This window comes from Teichococcus aerophilus (assembly GCF_014490485.1).
Lineage (GTDB): Bacteria > Pseudomonadota > Alphaproteobacteria > Acetobacterales > Acetobacteraceae > Pseudoroseomonas > Pseudoroseomonas aerophila.
Map to the genome: position 1 here is coordinate 76,802 of NZ_JACTVA010000015.1, position 17,535 is coordinate 94,336.

Consider the following 17,535-nt stretch of genomic DNA (forward strand, 5'->3'; position numbering starts at 1 on the left):
GGCGGCGAGGGCACGCCCCTATGTAGGGGCAAAAGGCGAACGAGGCCACGCCGGGGCGAGGCTGGCCGATCAAAGCTTTCAACGGGCGGGTGCCCCGTGGAAACGGCGCGTTGACCCTGGACCGTTGCGCTGGCATGGGGCGGGCATGAACGCCGATCCCACGCTCCGTACCATCAAGGCCTGGCCCTTCGAGGAAGCCGCCAAGGTCGCCGACCGATTGGAAGCGAGCGGGAAGAAAACGGCGCTGTTCGAGACGGGCTACGGCCCCTCCGGCCTGCCGCATATCGGCACCTTCGGCGAGGTGGCGCGCACCAGCTGGGTGCGGAACGCCTTCACGCGCCTGACCGGGCTGCCCGGCAAGCTGCTGGCCTTCAGCGACGACATGGACGGCCTGCGCAAGGTGCCGGACAACGTACCGAATGGCGACGTGCTGCGGCAGCACCTGGGCAAGAGCCTGAGCGCCATCCCCGACCCCTTCGGCACGCATGACAGCTTCGGGGCGCACAACAACGCCCGGCTGCGCGCCTTCCTGGACGCCTTCGGCTTCGAGTACCAGTTCGCCTCCGCCACCGACTACTACAAGTCCGGCCGGTTCGACGCGGCGCTGCTGCGGATGCTGGAGATGCATGAGGAAGTGCGGCAGGTGATCCTGCCGACGCTGGGGCCGGACCGGCGCGCCACCTATTCGCCCTTCCTGCCGGTGCACCCGAAGACCGGCGTGGTGATGCAGGTGCCGATGGAGGAGGTCCGCGCGGCGTCCGGCACCGTGGTGTGGCAGGACCCGGAGACGGGCGAGCGGTTTGAGACGCCGGTGACCGGCGGGCATGTGAAGGCGCAGTGGAAGGCCGACTGGGCCATGCGCTGGTTCGCCCTGGGCGTCGATTACGAGATGTCCGGCAAGGACCTGATCGACAGCGTGAAGCTGTCCTCGGCCATCTGCCGGGTGCTGGGGGCGGAGCCGCCGGTCAGCATGACCTACGAGCTGTTCCTGGATGCCAGCGGGCAGAAGATCAGCAAGTCCAAGGGCAATGGGCTGACGATCGAGGAATGGCTGCGCTACGCGCCGCCGGAGAGCCTGGCCTATTTCATGTACGGCCAGCCCGGGCGGGCGAAGCGGCTGCATTTCGACGTGATCCCGCGCGCAACGGACGAGTACCTGCAACAGCGCGAGAAGCTGCGCATCGCCGCCGACCCGGCGAACCCGGACTGGCACATCCATGGCGGTGAGGTGCCGAACACGCCGGAACCGCCGCTGACCTTCGGCATGTTGCTGAATCTTGTCACCGTCTCCGCCGCCGATACGCCAGAGCGGCTGTGGAGCTTCGTGCGCAACTACGCGCCGGAGGCGACGGCGGAGAACCAGCCGCTGCTGGGCCAGATGGTCGAGTACGCGGTGGCGTATTCGCGCGATTTCATCCTGCCCGGGCTGAAGCCGCGGGCGGTGACGGCGGAGGAGCGGCCGGCCTTCGAGGCGCTGGTGCAGTTGCTGACGCAGCACCAGGGCGAGATCGAGGCGCTGCCGCCGGGCTTGCCGCAGGCGGAGAAGATCCAGGAATACGTCTATGACGCCGGGCGCCGGGACCCGTTCCTGGTGCCGGCCAAGGATGGCGGGCGGCCCGGCGTGAGCCGTGGCTGGTTCAGCGCCCTGTACCAGGTGCTGGTGGGGACGGACCAGGGTCCGCGCTTCGGCAGCGTCGCCGCCGCCTACGGTATTCCGGAGACGATCCGGCTGGTGGAGGAAGCGCTGGCAAGGCCCGCTGACACGGCGACGGCAGAGGTCGATCCCGCGTGAAGAACATGCTGACCCTGCTACGGCGCCACGGGCCGACGGTCTTTGGTCTGCTGTTGCTGGTTGGCGCTGTCTACGTCGTCCAGAAGGAGTTTCGCACTCTTTCCATGTCCGACATCCGCGCGGCGGTGGCGGCGGTGCCGGCCCGGGCGTTGTGGCTGGCGGCGGGCTGGACCGTGCTGGCCTATGCGGTGTTGACCATCTACGACCGGCTGGGTTCCGTCTATGCGGGCAAGCCGGTGAGTTATTCCCGCACCTCGCTGGCTTCGTTCTGCGCCTACACGCTGGCGCATAACCTGGGCGTGGCGGCGGTGTCAGGTGCGGCGATCCGCTACCGGTTCTACGCGGCCTGGGGGCTGACGCCGGTCGAGATTGCCAAGGTCATTGCCTTTACCAGCCTGACATTCGGGCTGGGCGGCATGGCGCTGGGCGGCGCGGTGCTGCTGCTGGAACCCGAGATCCTGCCCTGGTTCGGCGACAATGCGCCGCGCTGGGTGATGAGCGGGCTGGGGTTGCTGCTGTTCGGCGTGGTGGGGGCGTATCTCATACTCTCCCGCGTGTTGCCGCATTTCACGGTGTTCGGGCACAAGATCGACCTGCCCGGTTTCCGTATGGCGCTGCTGCAGACGACGCTGGCGGTGGTGGATGTCGCCGTCACCACCATGATCTTCTATGTGCTGTTGCCGGAGGCCGACGGGCTGACCTTCGTGCGCTTCCTGGGCATCTACCTGGCGGCGTATTCGGCCGGGCTGGCGGCGAACGTGCCGGGCGGGCTCGGGGTGTTCGACACCGTCATCCTGCTGGGGCTGCAGCCCTATGTGCCGGCGCCGCAGGTGGTGGGCGCGCTGTTCCTGTTCCGGCTGTACTACTACATCGTGCCGCTGTTCATCGCCGGGCTTCTGTTCGCCGGGTTCGAGCTGAGCCAGCGCCGGCATGTGCTGGAGCGGGTGCGGACCGAGGCGCGGGTGGCGGACTCGCTGGAAGTGCCGGCGCTGTCGGCGCTGACGGCGATCATGGGCGTGGCGCTGCTGTTCTTTGGCGCGCTCCCCTCGCGCGGGACCTGGTTGGCCGAGCGGGCGGGCGAGTGGGTGGCGCTGGCGGGGCATTTCGCCGCATCGATCATCGGCTCGCTGTTGCTGGTGATGGCCTATGGGATGCTGCGGCGGCTGCGCATCGCGCGTATCGCCGGCATCGTGCTGCTGCTGCTGGGCGCGCTGGTGATGGCGATGAAGGGCGAGCCCTGGTGGATGGTGGGGCTGTTCCTGGTGCCGGCCGGCCTGTTGATGGGGCTGCGCAGCGCCTTCTACCGCAATGCCAGGCTGACCGCCGAGCCGCTGACGGCGGGGACGGTGATCTCGCTGGCCGCCAGCCTGGGCTGCGCGCTGCTGTTGGCCAGCGTGGCGCGGCAGGGCGGGCTGACGGATGACCCGTGGTGGGAGGTGCCGTTCTCCAGCAACGCGCCGGATTCCCTGCGCTTTGCCGTTGTCGTCGGCGTGGTGCTGCTGCTGGGCGCAGTGTTCCGCTTGTTGCGGCCTTCCCGGTTGGCGCCGACGGTGTATGACGAGGCCACGCGGCAGCGATTGGCCGGGCTGGGGGCGTGCTCGCCCGAGCAGGCGGATGGGGCGGTGTTCGCCGATGCGGGGGCGGGCTTTGCCTTCCGCAAGCTGCAGGGCGTGTGGATCGGCCTGGGTGACCCGGCGGGGGGCGACGAGGCGGCGCGCATTGCCGTGATCTGGCACTTCCGCGACCTGTGCGAGCGCAACGGCGTGCGGCATGCCTTCTGGCAGGTCGGGCCGGATCTGCTGCGGGTGTATGAAGATAGCGGGCTGGCGGCGGTGCCGCTGGCGGACGGGACCTATCTGGCGTGCCAGGCGGAGAGCGACCCGCAATGGCTGCTGGAAGAGATGCAGCGGGACCAGGGCGCGATCGCCTCCGGCTGAGTGAGCCGGAGGCGGGAGTGACTGAAGTTGGCGCGTCCTGAGGGGCGGCCGAACGGGCCAGCTTTACTGGCTGGCCCAGAGGATGCGGTGCATCCAGGCGATTTCCGACAGGTCGAAGCTGTAGTTGGGGTGGGCGGGGTTCAGGCTCGCCAGCTCGATCTTGCGCGCGGATTGGCGCAGCAATTCCTTGGCCATGACCTCCCCCTTCATCGTGCGGACGACGACGCGGTCGCTGCGGCGGACGGGGGAATTGGGAGAGACGATGATGATGTCTCCATCCCGGAACACCGGCTCCATGCTGTCCCCGGAGATTTCCAGCGCATAGGCATTGGGGTCTGACAACTCGGGCGTGCTGATCTCGTCCCAGCCGCCGCCGACGGGGTAGCCGCCATCGCCGAAGAAGCCCTCGCTGCCCGCCTGGGCCAGGCCCAGCAGCGGAATGCGGCGGCCCGGATTCGGGCGGCTGCTGTTGTGCAGCGTGGGGGCGCCGGTGACGAGACCGGCGAAGGTCTCCATCTCCGTGCCCGTGGCTTCCAGGATCTTGGCGATGGATTCGGTGGAGGGCCAGCGGGGCCGGCCGTCGCTGCCGACGCGCTTGGAAGGGTTGAAGGCGGTCGGGTCGAGGCCTGCGCGGCGCGCGAGGCCGGAGGCGGAGAGACCATGCTCCGCCGCCAGGGCATCGATGGCCCTCCAGATGTCGTCATGACGCATGAGGCGGATCATCCTAGGCATTGAATCTAAAGGCAAGGGTCTGAACGTAGGAAGATGATCACATTTAGGTGTTGACGCCTAAAAGAACTGGCTTAATGTTCCTGTTATGTTCATTGGTTCTTAGGAAAGGACACCGCACCCACCATGCCCGCCGCTCTCCGTACCAACAGTGTTCCGGTTCTCTCCTCGATGGCCAAGGCCGAGCCCTTCCGATCCGCTGAAGAAGCCTGGATCTGGACCATGTCTGCCCTCGTCGCACGCCATGAGGGCGCGCGGATCGTCGCCGGTGCCGGCAGCAAGCAGCGCCCCTGCGAGCCCGACGACGTCGTGAAGTGCCTGGACCGGCTGTACCGCCAGCGGCGGATCGACCTGGTGCATGCGCGGATCATGCGGCTGTGGGGGGAGCGGGGCATGGCGCCCGACCCGCGCCAGCTGAGCGAGCGGAACGACTGGCGCATCTGGAACGAGGCGATGCAGCGGCTGGACTGGCCGCTGCGCATGAAGGGCATCGTGGCGGGCGAGACGCCGCTGGGCGGCATGGCTGAGGTGGTGGAACTGGCGGCGCGCAGCGCGGTGGGAGGCGGCGCATGAAGCGGGCGGCGACGGCAAGGACGGCGCGGCGGACTGGAGACATGCCCGCGCCCACTGGGCGCGGACGGGTACGCGCCGTGGCGCGGCAGCGTGGCGCCGCCTCCTCGGAAGGGGGGGCGGCGTCGTCCGTTCGGCCCTCCCACCGCCATGCGTTGGCGGAGGGGGCGCAGCGCGTGTGGATCGGCTTCGGCGGGCGGGCGGACCGGTTGTGGCTGCGGCTGTTGCGGCCCGGCTTCCGCCACTGCTTCGCCGCGGTGGAGGACGCGCAGGGCTGGACGGTGGTGGAACCGCTATCCGGCCGCTTGCTGGTGGCGCGGCCGGTGCTGGTGCCGGGCTTCGACCTGCCCGGCTTCTATCGTCGCGCGGGCCTGACGGTGCTGGGGCCGTTCGAGCCGGGGGCTCCGCATTGCGGCGTGGTGCCGGCATTCTCCCCCTATTCCTGCGTCGCGGTGTGCCGGGCGCTGTTGGGGCAGGGGGCGCCGTTCGCCATGACGCCGCGTGGCCTGTACCGGGCGCTGGAGAAAAAGCTGGAATATAGGAAAATAAACGTTGACGAGGGGAATTTATTCCCCTAGAACCGGTCTCGTCAACGGGCGAGTTGCGTTCGCTGACCTTCCTCCCGATCCCCCCAAGACTGCACGGGCCCGCGCCGAGATCTTCTCGGCCGGGCCCGTGGCTTTTTGAGGCTGCCGATCGGCGGGTTGAGCCCCCTTTCATCGCTGACAGTCCAGAGGAGCCCGCACGCGCATGGGTGGGATGTTCAAAGCCCCGAAGCCGACGGTGGTGACCGCTGCCGAGCCGGTCGCCCCGCCGGCCGCGACGCCCGCCAGCGTGGCCACCGCCGCGCAGACGGCGCGGCTGGAGAACCAGGACCGTGGCCGCCGCGGCATGGCCGGGACCGTCGCCACCTCCGACCGCGGGGTGCTGGAGGCGGCACCGCGGGCGGTGGCGAGTGCCCGCAAGACCTTGCTGGGGGAATGAGCGGATGCGACCGCAGGATATGACGCCGGAGATGGTGCTGGCGCGCTACGACGCCGCGCTGGAGCGCCGGCGGCCTTGGGAGAGCGTCTGGCGCGAGTGCTACGACCACGTGTTGGCGCAGACGCCGGGCGCTGGCGGGCCGATGCTCTATGACGCCACGGCGGCCGATGCGGCGGAGCAGCTTTCCGCCAGCCTGCTGGCCGAGCTAACGCCGCCGTGGTCCCGCTGGTTCGGCCTGGCGCCGAGCCGGGCGCTGGCGGAAGGGCCGGATGCCGCCGCCGCCGCCGCCGCGCTGGAAGAGGCGGCGGAAGTGCTGCAGGGGCATTTCGACCGTTCCAACTTCGCGTCCGAGATGCACCAGGCGTTTCTGGACCTGGTGGTGGCGGGCACGGGCGTGCTGCTGGTGGAGGAGGCGCCGGCGGGCGAGACCAGCGCGCTGCGCTTCACCGCTGTGCCGCTGACCCAGGCGGTGCTGGAGGAAGGCGCCGGCGGCCGGCTGGACACGATCTACCGCGCCAACATGCTGGACGCTGCGGGTATCCAGCGCCGCTACCCGGCGGCCGTGCTGCCGGTGGGGCTGGAGCCGCGCGAGGACGAGCCGGCGGCGCGGATGCGCGTCGTCGAGGCCGTATGGCCGGACGGGCATGGCGGCTGCGGCTTCATGGCGGTGCTGGACCATGACGGGCGGGCGGTGCCGCTGGCATCGGGCCGGTTCCTGGACAGTCCGTTCATTGCCTTCCGCTGGCTGAAGGCGCCGGGCGAGACGTACGGGCGCGGGCCGGTGATGAAGACGCTGCCCGACATCCGCACCGCCAACAAGGTGGTGGAGCTGGTGTTGAAGAACGCCTCCATCGCCGCGACGGGCATCTGGCAGGCCGAGGATGACGGGGTGCTGAACCCCGCCACGGTGCGGCTGACGCCGGGTGCCATCATTCCCAAGGCACCGGGTTCTTCCGGCCTGACGCCGCTGGCGGCACCGGGGAATTTCGATGTGTCCCAGCTGGTGCTGGATGATCTGCGGCAGCGCATTCGTGGCGCGCTGCTGGCGGACCGTCTGTCCTCGCCCCAGGATGCGCGCATGACGGCGACGGAGGTGCTGGAGCGCAGTGCCCAGACCGCCCGCCTGCTGGGCGCGACCTATGGACGGTTGCAGGCCGAGCTGCTGACGCCGCTCGTGGCGCGCTGCCTCTCCATCCTGCGCCGGCGCGGCGAAGTGCCGCCGATGCTGCTGGATGGACGGGAAGCGCGCCTGACCTACCAGTCCCCCCTGGCCCGGGTGCAGGGCAGGGCGGATGCGGCGAATACCTTGCTGTTCCTGCAGGCGGCGTCGGCGCTGGGGGCTGAAGCCACGGCGCAGATCGACATCGCCGCGGCGACCCGACACCTGGCCCGCGCGCTGGCCGCGCCGGCCGGGATTCTGAACCCCGCCCCGATCGAGGAGTGATGAACCGCATGTCCGAGAATCTGCTGGAGGCCGCTGCGGAAACGCGTAGCGGCGAGATTGCCCTTCGCCCGGAGGATGTGCCGGAGAAGTTCTGGGATGCCGAGGCGCAGGCGCTGCGCGTCGATGCCCTGCTGAAATCATACAAGGAGCTGGAGAAGCGCATGTCCCAGCGCTTCGCGCCGCCGGCGCCGGATGCGCCCGAGGAGGAGAAGCTGCGCTTCCGCCGCGCGATCGGTGTACCGGACTCGCCTGATGAATACAGCATCGAGGCTAAGCACGAGATGTGTGGCCCGGATGCGGAGGTGAACCGCAAGCTGCATGAGGCCGGTTTCAGCTGCACCCAGGTGCAGCTGGTGTATGACCTGGCGGCCGAGCGGTTGCTGCCGCTGATCGCCGAGGCGGCCGCCGATTACGAGGCGCAGAAGCAGGTGGCGAAGCTGGCGGAATCGCTGGGTGGCGAGGCGCAGTTCCGCCGCATCGCGCCGCAGATTACCGCCTGGGGCAAGGCGAACCTGCCCCCGCAGGTATTTGCCGCGCTCTCCACCACCGCCGAGGGCGTGCTGGCGCTGCATGCCATGATGGCGAAAGGCGAGCCCAGCCTGGCACGCGAGGCCGCGCCGGCCGAGAATGTTGACGAGCAGGCGTTGCGCAAGATGATGCGTGACCCACGCTACTGGCGCAGCCGTGAGCCCGAATACGTCAAGCGCGTGAGCGACGGCTTCAAGCGCCTGTTCGGCAACGGCTGAACCCTATCGCGGCAGGGGCCCGGACACCGGCCCTGCCGCGGGGCCGCCGGCGCGGCGCTGAAGCGCCCCGGCGGCCCAACTCCACATTTCGCCACGCTCAACCCGCATTGCCGGGCGCGTCGGCGCGCCTGCATTGCCGGCCCCGGATGGGACAAGCCGGGCGGTGCGGGCTGCTTCCCCTATTCCTTCATCCAGCAAGGACGACACGCATGTCTGCCACCATTGACCAGGTTTTCGCGAAGCAGTTCGAGTCCGAGGTGCATGAGGCCTACCAGCGCCAGGGTAGCAAGCTGCGCCCGACGGTGCGCAGCAAGAGCGGTGTGCGCGGTGCCTCCACTGTGTTCCCGATCGTCGGCCGCGGCACGGCGGCGGCGAAGGCGCGCAACGGTGCGGTGCCGGTGATGAACCTGGCGCATTCGCATGTCGAATGCTTCCTGCAGGACTATTATGCCGGCGAGTGGATCGACCGCCTGGACGAGCTGAAGACCAATATTGACGAGCGCGCGGTGGTGGCCAATGCCGGCGCCTATGCGCTGGGGCGCAAGACCGACGAGCTGATCATCTCCGCGCTGGATGCGGGCACGCGGGAAGCCGTGGGCACCGGTGCTGGTACCACCGATACGGACGGGCTGACCAAGGCCAAGGTGCTGCTGGCCTTCGAGATGCTGGGCGCCGCCGACGTGGCCGATGATGGTAACCGCTTCGCCATCGTCGGTTGGAAGCAGTGGAGCCAGCTGCTGCAGATCGAGGAATTCGCCAACACCCAGTATGTCGGCGATGCCGACCTGCCGTGGAAGGGCACGCAGGCCAAGCGCTGGCTGGGCGCGACCTGGATGCCGCATTCGGGCCTGACCAAGAGCGGCAACCTGCGCTTCTGCTACTTCTACCACAAGACCGCCATCGGCCATGCGGTGGCGCAGGAGGTCTCCACCGACATCACCTGGCATGGCGACCGCGCCGCCTTCTTCGTCAACAACATGATGAGCCAGGGCGCGGCGCTGGTGGACGAGACCGGCGTGGTGCGGATGCGCGCCTTCGAGGCCTGATGCAGATGCGCGCCTTCGGGGCGTGACGATGGGCCGGCCAGTGGGGAACCCTGGCCGGCCTTACTTCCCTCATCTGCTGCACAGGAGGCTTTCCGATGGCGCTCTCCGCTCTCGTCCTTTGTTCGCGCGCGCTGTTGAAGATCGGCGCGCAGCCCGTCACCTCCTTCGACGAAGGCACTGCCGAGGCGGAGGTGGCGGCCAACCTGTATCCTTCCGTGCGCGATGCGATGCTGTCCTCCCACCCGTGGTCCTTCGCCATGGGGCAGATGGACCTGCCGCGCCTGCTGGAAGTGCCGCATGCGGATTACAGCCACGCCTTCCAGCTGCCGGCCGATTTCCTGCGGGTGCTGTCGGCCGGCTGTGGCGGGGCGGGGCGGGGCCTGCTGTACCGGCTGCAGGAGCAGAGGCTGCATACCAATGCGGCGCAGGTGACGCTGACCTACGTGTTCCGGCCGGAGGAGAGCGAATTTCCGCCCTTCTTCGCTTCGGCGTTGGTAACGCGGCTGGCGGCGGAGTTCTGCATTCCGCTGACCGAAAGCACCTCCCGCGCCGAATTGCTGCACCGGCTGGCCGATGCGGAGCTGCGCAACGCGCGGCGGACGGACAGCCAGCAGAATACGGCGCAGGCGCTGGAAGATTTTCCACTGATCATGGCGCGGGGGTGACGACATGGCCATGGGCCGCAGCGTCAAGACCAGTTTCACTGCGGGCGAGCTCGGCGACCAGCTTCTGGGCCGGGGGGACCTGCGCGCCTTCGAGAATGGCGCGCGGCGCCTGCGCAATGTCTTCATCCAACCGACCGGCGGCGTGACGCGCCGGCCTGGCCTGCGCCACGTGGCGCTGCTGCCGGGCGTGGCGAAGTTGATCGCCTTCGAGTTCAACACCGAGCAGACCTACCTGCTGGTGCTGTCCGAACGCCTGTTGCAGGTGTTCATGGGCGACGTGCCCGTGGCGCAGCTGGCGGCGCCATGGACGGCGGCGATGCTGGACAACATCGCCTACACGCAGAGCGCCGATACGTTGCTGCTGGTGCATCCCGCCATGCAGCCGCAGCGGGTTACCCGCAGTAGCCACACGGCGTGGTCCATCGCGTCCTGGAACTTCGTTGCCGAGCCGTTCCACCGCTTCGCGCCGGGCAATGTGACCCTGGCGGCTAGCGCGGTGAGTGGCGTGGCAGCGGTTACGGCCAGCGCGCCGGTTTTCCAGGCCGGGCATGTGGGCGCGCGGCTGCGGATCGGGCTGCGGAAGATGCTGGTTACGGCGGTCGCCTCCGCCACCTCCGCGACCGTGCTGGTCGAGGAGGGCCTGGACGGGACGGCGCCGACCGCGGATTGGGATGAGGCCTCATTCAGCGAGGCCCGGGGTTGGCCGGTGACGGTGTGCTTCCACCAGGACCGGCTGGTGGTGGGCGGCTCCCGTGACCTGCCCAACCGGCTTTGGCTCTCACGCTCCGGCGACCTGTTCAACTTCGATCTCGGCACCGGCCTGGATGATCAGGCGATCGAGTTCGGGCTGCTGTCGGATCAGGTGAATGCCATTCGCGCCGTGTTCTCCGGCCGGCACTTGCAGGTGTTCACGTCCGGCGCCGAATGGATGGTGACAGGTGATCCGATGACGCCGGCCTCGATCCAGCTGCACCGGCAGACGCGCATCGGCTCCGCCACCACGCGGATCATCCAGCCCGTCGATGTCGATGGCAGCACGATCTTTGCCGCGCGGTCCGGCCAGGCGGTGCATGAATACGCCTATACCGACGTGCAGCAGGCCTACCAGGCAAATGACCTGGCGTTGGTTGCCCGCCACTTGGTGCAGGCGCCGGTGGCCATGGCGTATGACCAGACGCGGCGGCTGCTGCACGTGGCCATGCAGGGCGGCTGGATGGCGACGTTGACCCTGTACCGCACCGAGCAGGTCACCGCCTGGACGCGCCAGGATACCGACGGCCGCTTCGTCTCCCTCGGCGAGATCGATGGCACCGTCTGGTGCGTCACCGAGCGACTGGGGCGCTACCGGCTTGAGCGGCTTGACGATGCGCTGGCATTGGATGCCGGGCTGGATGGCACGGCGGCCGAGGCGCGCACGCATTGGAGCGGACTGGAGCATCTGCCAGGTGCGACCGTGCAGGTCGTCGCCGATGGCGCGCCGCGCGGAACCGTGCCGGTGGTGGCTGCTGGCGTGACGCTGGACGAGGCCGCCAACACTGTTCAGGTCGGGCTGGGCTTCGCGCATCTGATCGAGCCTTTGCCGCCGCAGTTGTTCGCCGCCGGCGGGTCGCGCACCGGGCCATTGCGGCTGGTGGCGGCGACCTTCCGGGTGCTGGAGACGGCGGCGCTGACCGTCGATCTCGGCCGCGGCGTCGCGCCGGTGCCGTTCCGCCGCCTGGATACGCCGATGCTGGATGCGGGGCCGCCGCGCTTCACCGGCGATGTCACCTTGCGCGGCATCGGCTGGCGTCGGGACACCCTGCAGCCGCTCTGGCGCATCGAGGGTGCGACGCCGCTGCCGATGACGCTGCTTTCCGTCACCACCGAGACCAGGATGACCGATTGATGGCCCAACTCGTTCCCATTGCGGCTGTGGCCGGTACCGCGGCCTCGCTCTACGGCACGGTGCGGCAGGGGCAGCAGCAGGCGGCCTCCGCCAAGGCGCAGGCGCAGCAGCAGCAACAGGCGCTGGATGTGCGGCAGCAGCAGCTGACCACCGCCCAGGCAGCGGAAGAGCGCACGCGGCAGGACCGGCTGGACCGCACCGTGGCGTCCACGCGGGCGCGGCTGGCGGCATCCGGCGTCAACCCCGACCAGGGTTCCGCCGGCGCAATCACCGCCGGCCTGGCGCAGGATGCGGCGGAGGCGAGCGCGGAGAGCGACGGTGCCTATGCCGCCCGCATGGCGTCCGGCCGCAGCAGCCTGCTGAACGCGGATGGCTCCCTGACCACCTGGCTGCGGGCTGGCAACAGCTTCGGCGGCGCGGTGCGCAACCTGCTGGACTGACCGCCGGCGCCTGCGCCTTTCCCCACCCCTTCCGCACGAGAGATCCGAATGGCCGAGCATATCCGCATCGGTGACGTCGCGCCGCGTGTGCATTACGCGGCGGACGGCGCCCAGACCGTCTTCATCTACCCTTTTCCCATCTTCCGGGTTGCCGATCTGGAGGTTCGCCTGGATGGGCAGGTCCTGGCTGGTGGCTATACGGTGCTGGGCACGGGGGCCTCCGAGGGAGGCAGCGTCGTCTTCGCCGTGCCACCGGCGGCGGGGCTCGTGCTCGCGCTGCGGCGCCGGCTGGTGATTGCCCGCACCAGCGACTTCCAGCCGAATGGCCTGTTGCGGGCCAACACGCTGAACGATGACCTGGACCATCAGGTCGCGGCGTTGCAGGAGTTCCGCGACGACCTCGGCAGCACCATCCGGATCAATCCGGGCGAGGTGCCGGCGGGGCTGACGCTGCCGGACCGGGACGGGCGCGCCAACCGCGTGCTGGGCTTTGACAGCCTCGGCCACGTCACCGCCTTGGCGCGGGAAGAGGGTACGCTGCGAGTGCCGTTCCGTGGCGCTATTCCGCGAACCATCAGCGACAAGCTGGCAGAGGTGCTGTCGGCACGGGATTTCGGCGCGACGGGCGATGGTATCACCGATGACGGCCCGGCGCTGCAGGCGGCGATGAATGCCGCAGTCGCCGCCGGTAGGGTGCTGGAGATCGGCGAGGGCACCTTCCGCACCACCATGCCGCTGTTGCTGGCCGGCGCCGCCGCCGGGCTGACCATGCGGGGCAGCATCATCTATGCCGGGCCGTCCGGCGCCGCCGCGCTGACCCTGGGGGATGGTGCCGCCGCGCGGAATGCCAGCAAGCTGTACCAGGGGCTGCGGGTGATCCGGGAGACGATCTCGGACTGGTTGAACGAGGGCGACATCGGCATCGTCATCCGCAACCTCGATGCCAGCATCGTCGAGCTGCGGCAGGTGGAGGGCTTTACCATCGGGCTGCGCACCGAGGGTGTGGAGCGTGGCTTCGAGGACAGCGTGCTGCATCTCGGCCGGATCGTGAACAACCGGATCGGGCTGGATGTGCGGACCTCCACCGCCGCCGCCTGGAACAACAGCATCCGTTACCACGGCGGCCACTTCGCCAATGCGTCGGCGGTGCATCCGACGATGGACCGGTACGGGGTGCGGTTCTCCTGCCCGCCGGGGGCGTATCCGCGCCACAACGCGCATCTGTTCGTCGGCCCGGCCTTCGAGTTGCAGCGGCAGGGCTCGCCCGGCACCGTCGCAGCCATCCCGTTCCTGCTGGAGGCGGGGGACGAGCGCGGCATCATCGCCCGCGGCGTGCGGATGGAACAGTGCAGCCCCTTCGTCGCCCGCCATGCCGGCGGCGCCAATGATTGCATCTACGAAGTCTGCTACGTCGGCACCTACGCCTTTACCGGCGTGGCGGTCGACTACACCGCCGCTGCGACGCGGGCGGGCGGCACGGTCATTCCCTTGCATCAGGCCGCCGCCGCGCAGGGGACGCCCCGCCTGGTAGCGGCGGCGGAGAATGTGCGGCAACGCGCTTTCCGCCAGAGCATCGACACGGCCGGCGGCGTCGGGTTCGAACAGATGGCGGTGCTGTCGGGCAATCCGTCTAGTACGCCGGGCACTCTCACCGGCCTTGCCTTCGCTGGCCTGACGCTGCTGACGCTGAATGCCGATACCGTCGGGGTGCCGACCAGCCGTGCCTTGGCCTTCGTCGTCGATAGCCGGGACTGCAAGGAGTTCTTCATCGCCGCCGAAGGGTCCGAGCTGCGGCCGGTGGTGATGCAGTTCGACGCGAATGAGAACGTGCTGGATGGCAGCGCGCCCGCCCTGTTCTCCAACATGAACGCGGTCTACGCGGGCAGCCCCTCCTTCTTCTGGGAGGGCAATGCCGATCTGGACAGTCTCGTCGGCGGTATCGCCATCAACAAGCTGCAGCGGGTGACGTTGCATCCCAATGCGCGTTATGCCGCTATCGGTATCCGTGGCGGTTCCGCCAGTGCGGTGCTGAGGGCTTTGCGGCTGTATTGCGCGCCGCTGTATGCGCCGGCCCTGCTGTATGGCGGCAGCCGCAAATGGGGCGTGCGCGAGTACACCACCGCCGATCCCGGCTGGACGATCCCGGCCCTGGCGGCGGGTGCGACGGCCACGCGGGACGTCACGCTGCCGGGCGTCCGGCAAGGGGATTTCGTGCAGGCTTCCTTTGCGAAGGCGTCCGGCTTCCAGAATGGCGGGGTGGTGTTCCACGCCAGCGTCGGCGGCACGGCCGGTGCCGACCAGGTGCGGGTGACGGCCCACAATGTCAGTGGCGGCAGCATCACCGTGGATGCGGGGACCGTGTATCTCCGTGCCACCAAGCCAAGGATCTGAACATGAAAGGCATCCCACCGGCTCTCGCGGCCGAGTTGGAGACGGCGGCGATGCGCGTGGCGGAGGATTACGGCGCGTTCATCGCCCGTGGTCCGGCGCCGGGCACGCATGACGATGCCAAGGCCTTCGCCGCGCACCATGCCGCGGCGAAGTCGGCCCTGGCGCACCTGGAACAGGTGCTGAAGATCGCTCGCGCCGCCGGCGCGGGGGATGAGATGGCCGGCGTCGCCCAGGCCAATGCGCTGCTGCTGCAGGCCAGGGGCGCGCTCTCCGAGGTAGAGGAGGATGATGGCGATGACGGAAGCGCCGGCTGACCTCCTGGAGTTCGTCTGGGTCTGGAACACGCATCTTCGCCAGGCGACGCCGCCGGTGCATCGCCGGGTGCTGCGCTGGCTGGATGCCCGCCGGCAGGCGGAGGACGGGCGGCTGCTGCTGATGGCGTTCCGGGGCTGCGGCAAGTCCACCCTGGTCGGGCTGTACTGCGCCTGGCTGCTGGCGCGCTGGCCGGAGACGCGCATCCTGGTCGTCGCCGCTGACCACCAGTTGGCGACGAAGATGGTGGCGACGGTGCGGCGGATCATCGAACGGCATCCGCTCTGTGCGCATCTGGTGCCGCAGCACGCGGAAGCCTGGGCGGTGGACCGCTTCACCGTGCGGCGCCAGGGCGCGTTGCGCGACCCTTCCATGCTGGCGGCGGGGCTGACCGGCAACATCACCGGCAGCCGCGCCGAAGTGATCATCTGCGACGATGTCGAGGTCGCCGGAAACTGCGACTCCCCCGGCAAGCGCACGGAGCTGCGCGAGCGGCTGACGGAGACCGAGTTCATCCTGACGCCAGGCGGCACCATCCTGTACGTTGGCACGCCGCATTGTGCCGAGAGCCTGTATCTGCACCCGGATGAGGGGGAGGCGTTCCTCGGCGGCTACCACCGGCTGCGGATTCCGCTGCTGGACGAGGCCGGGCGCAGCGCCTGGCCGGAGCGCTTCTCCACCACCATGATCGCGCAGCTGCGCGAGCGGGTCGGGCCCATTCATTTCGGCCGGCAGATGCTGTTGCGGCCGGTGGCGGGTGGCGCGGCGCGGCTCGATCCCCGCCTGATCGTCCGCTATGCGGAGGACACGGATTACCGGGAAGCGCATGGCCGCCCGGTGCTGTCGCTGTTGGGGCGGCGGATGGTTTCTGGCGGCGGGTTCTGGGACCCGGCCTATGGGCGCCCGGGCAGCGGCGATGGATCGGTGCTTGCGGCCACCTACAGCGATGCGGAGGGGAACCACTACCTGCATCGCCTGGCCTACCTGACGCACCAACCCGATGCGGCGGATGATCCGGCGACGCAGCAATGCCGCCAGGTGGCGCAGATCGCGCGGGAGTTGCTGTTGCCGGTGCTGCGGGTGGAGACCAATGGCATCGGCCGCTTCCTGCCCGCGCTGCTGAAGCGGGAGATGGCGCGGATCGGCGCCGCCTGCGCGGTGGTGGAGCAGCACAGCCGGCACGCGAAGCAGGACCGGATTCTCTCGGCCCTGGACCCGGTGCTGGCGGCGCGGAAGCTGCACGCGCATGAACGCATCTTCCGCACACCGTTCCCGACCGAGATGGCGGAGTGGAAGCCCGATACAGCAGGGTTGCGCGACGATGCGTTGGACGCGCTCTCCAGCTGCCTGCTGGCGGAGCCCGTGCGCTTGCCCGGCGCGCCGCCCGCCGCGCGTGGGCCGGGGTGGCGCGGGCTTTAGCGGCCACCGTCCTTCATAAGGATATTCATGCATGGCGATGGTTTCCGTACGCGCCTAGGACCGGGTGCGCGACGGCAAGCAGCAGCATGTCGATAGCCATTCGCGTTCAGCGCCTGTGGGCGCTGATGATCGTGGCAGCATCGGTTATGGTGGCGCTGCCTCGACAGGGCGAGACCGCGGCGGCGGATCGGTGATCTTTGTGACGCGAGGCGCAATCCCTCCGACCTTTGGGGACGCACCCCGCAACCTCTCGAGGGAGGCGGAGGATATGGCGGCCTCTCCCGGGGCTCTGGTGCGAGCCCTTCTGGCCGGAGCGCGTCGCCACGGCCAAGCAATGAGCCGCGATTTGATATCAATCCTGATAAACGGGCGCAGCATGCGCCCTCGACCCAAAGCGATCCGGGCCGAAGCACGTTGCATGCGGATGCCAATGCCTTGATGCGGGAATTCGCCGGACGTGGTCGGGTTGTCGCCGGGAGTCGGCCCGGAGTAAGCGGCACGAAGGAGACATTCGACACTGGAGATCGGGTTATCGGTGTGTATCGCCAGCTTGACGGACGGGAGGCACTGACAACACGAGGGACAATTCATTATTCAAAGACCGGGGCGCATATTGTTCCGGCTCAACCAAACGGGTGGGTAAACTGATAGTGGCCTGGGCCAATTTGTCTAAAATGCGCGCCGATTTGATCTTGTCGGCGCGCCGCGCTCTGCGTGATCAAACACCGGAATGTCTGGTGGCATATTCGGTTGACGTGGATATCCCTCGCCACCTTCTCAAAATGAGAGCGCATTGTTCTTACCCACCCTCTGGAAAAGAGATGGAGGATTTGTCCTGCGTGGAAACAGAAATTTTCTGCGATTACTTTGACGATACTTTTTCGACGGAGATAGAGGTGCTGGCTCCTGGCGCGGAGCCGAACTTCCTGCCGGGTGGCGTGGCCTATCGCCGCTCGGAACAGCAAGGCTGACGTAATTCATATACAACTCGTTCGGCACCTCATCTGGACCTGACCCTACTCAAAGCCGGTGCACATATTGTTCCGGCTAGAGGCTGTTATGGACCTTTGGGCGGGTAACGATCAGGCTGTAGGGCAGGAGTGCCCGCAAGCCGTACCCCTCTGACGTTTCCGATGATGAGTGGGCGCTGGTAGCGCCCTACCTGACGCTGCTGC

At 68.6% G+C, this 17,535-nt stretch carries 17 protein-coding genes; 16 read left to right on the top strand and 1 reads right to left on the bottom strand.

What is annotated here, in order from left to right; all coding sequences use genetic code 11:
• The first annotated feature begins 145 nt into the window (after positions 1-145).
• Positions 146-1,792 carry a lysine--tRNA ligase gene (locus tag IBL26_RS10685; RefSeq protein WP_187784469.1) on the top strand — a complete coding sequence of 549 codons (1,647 nt, stop codon included), beginning with the start codon at positions 146-148 and terminating at the stop codon, positions 1,790-1,792.
• A gap of 5 nt (positions 1,793-1,797) precedes the next feature.
• Entirely contained in the window at positions 1,798-3,729 is a 1,932-nt protein-coding gene (locus tag IBL26_RS10690; RefSeq protein WP_194443571.1) for a phosphatidylglycerol lysyltransferase domain-containing protein, read from the top strand.
• A 63-nt stretch (positions 3,730-3,792) separates the two neighbouring features.
• Here IBL26_RS10690 and IBL26_RS10695 read toward each other — a convergent pair whose 3' ends face one another.
• The gene (locus IBL26_RS10695; RefSeq protein WP_187784471.1) at positions 3,793-4,440 is read right to left on the bottom strand and encodes a S24 family peptidase; all 648 of its coding nucleotides are present in this window, start codon (positions 4,438-4,440) and stop codon (positions 3,793-3,795) included.
• Positions 4,441-4,680: 240 nt separating this feature from the next.
• Here IBL26_RS10695 and IBL26_RS10700 point away from each other — a divergent pair, with 240 nt between their 5' ends.
• The 14 genes from IBL26_RS10700 to IBL26_RS10765 all read left to right on the top strand — a co-directional run bounded on the left by IBL26_RS10700 (position 4,681) and on the right by IBL26_RS10765 (position 17,331).
• Entirely contained in the window at positions 4,681-5,031 is a 351-nt protein-coding gene (locus tag IBL26_RS10700) for a hypothetical protein (RefSeq protein WP_241749244.1), read from the top strand.
• Positions 5,032-5,072: 41 nt separating this feature from the next.
• Positions 5,073-5,606: a hypothetical protein gene (locus IBL26_RS10705; protein WP_241749246.1), complete on the top strand. Its 534-nt coding sequence runs from the start codon at positions 5,073-5,075 to the stop codon at positions 5,604-5,606.
• 172 nt (positions 5,607-5,778) lie between these two features.
• Positions 5,779-6,012 carry a hypothetical protein gene (locus IBL26_RS10710; protein WP_187784474.1) on the top strand — a complete coding sequence of 78 codons (234 nt, stop codon included), beginning with the start codon at positions 5,779-5,781 and terminating at the stop codon, positions 6,010-6,012.
• Positions 6,013-6,016: 4 nt separating this feature from the next.
• A complete protein-coding gene (locus IBL26_RS10715; protein WP_187784475.1) occupies positions 6,017-7,456 on the top strand; it encodes a portal protein in 1,440 nt (479 codons plus the stop codon).
• An 8-nt stretch (positions 7,457-7,464) separates the two neighbouring features.
• A complete protein-coding gene (locus tag IBL26_RS10720; RefSeq protein ID WP_187784476.1) occupies positions 7,465-8,202 on the top strand; it encodes a capsid assembly protein in 738 nt (245 codons plus the stop codon).
• Between the two features lie 209 nt (positions 8,203-8,411).
• Positions 8,412-9,248 carry a phage capsid protein gene (locus IBL26_RS10725; protein ID WP_187784477.1) on the top strand — a complete coding sequence of 279 codons (837 nt, stop codon included), beginning with the start codon at positions 8,412-8,414 and terminating at the stop codon, positions 9,246-9,248.
• A gap of 95 nt (positions 9,249-9,343) precedes the next feature.
• Entirely contained in the window at positions 9,344-9,913 is a 570-nt protein-coding gene (locus IBL26_RS10730) for a hypothetical protein (protein ID WP_187784478.1), read from the top strand.
• 4 nt (positions 9,914-9,917) lie between these two features.
• Entirely contained in the window at positions 9,918-11,798 is a 1,881-nt protein-coding gene (locus IBL26_RS10735; protein ID WP_187784479.1) for a hypothetical protein, read from the top strand.
• Positions 11,798-12,238 carry a hypothetical protein gene (locus IBL26_RS10740; protein WP_187784480.1) on the top strand — a complete coding sequence of 147 codons (441 nt, stop codon included), beginning with the start codon at positions 11,798-11,800 and terminating at the stop codon, positions 12,236-12,238. Before IBL26_RS10735 ends, IBL26_RS10740 begins: the two co-directional genes overlap by 1 nt.
• 48 nt (positions 12,239-12,286) lie before the next feature.
• Positions 12,287-14,629 (top strand): glycosyl hydrolase family 28-related protein, encoded by a 2,343-nt coding sequence (locus IBL26_RS10745; RefSeq protein ID WP_187784481.1) that lies wholly within the window; start codon positions 12,287-12,289, stop codon positions 14,627-14,629.
• A gap of 2 nt (positions 14,630-14,631) precedes the next feature.
• Positions 14,632-14,943, top strand: a complete 312-nt coding sequence (locus IBL26_RS10750; protein ID WP_187784482.1) for a hypothetical protein — start codon at positions 14,632-14,634, stop codon at positions 14,941-14,943.
• Positions 14,924-16,360: a phage terminase large subunit gene (terL, locus tag IBL26_RS10755; protein WP_187784483.1), complete on the top strand. Its 1,437-nt coding sequence runs from the start codon at positions 14,924-14,926 to the stop codon at positions 16,358-16,360. Before IBL26_RS10750 ends, terL begins: the two co-directional genes overlap by 20 nt.
• Positions 16,361-16,711: 351 nt before the next feature.
• On the top strand, positions 16,712-17,008 hold the full coding sequence (locus IBL26_RS26075) for a polymorphic toxin type 50 domain-containing protein (protein WP_367615410.1): 297 nt from the start codon (positions 16,712-16,714) through the stop codon (positions 17,006-17,008).
• Between the two features lie 2 nt (positions 17,009-17,010).
• The gene (locus tag IBL26_RS10765) at positions 17,011-17,331 is read left to right on the top strand and encodes a hypothetical protein (protein WP_187784484.1); all 321 of its coding nucleotides are present in this window, start codon (positions 17,011-17,013) and stop codon (positions 17,329-17,331) included.
• Positions 17,332-17,535 lie beyond the last annotated feature (204 nt).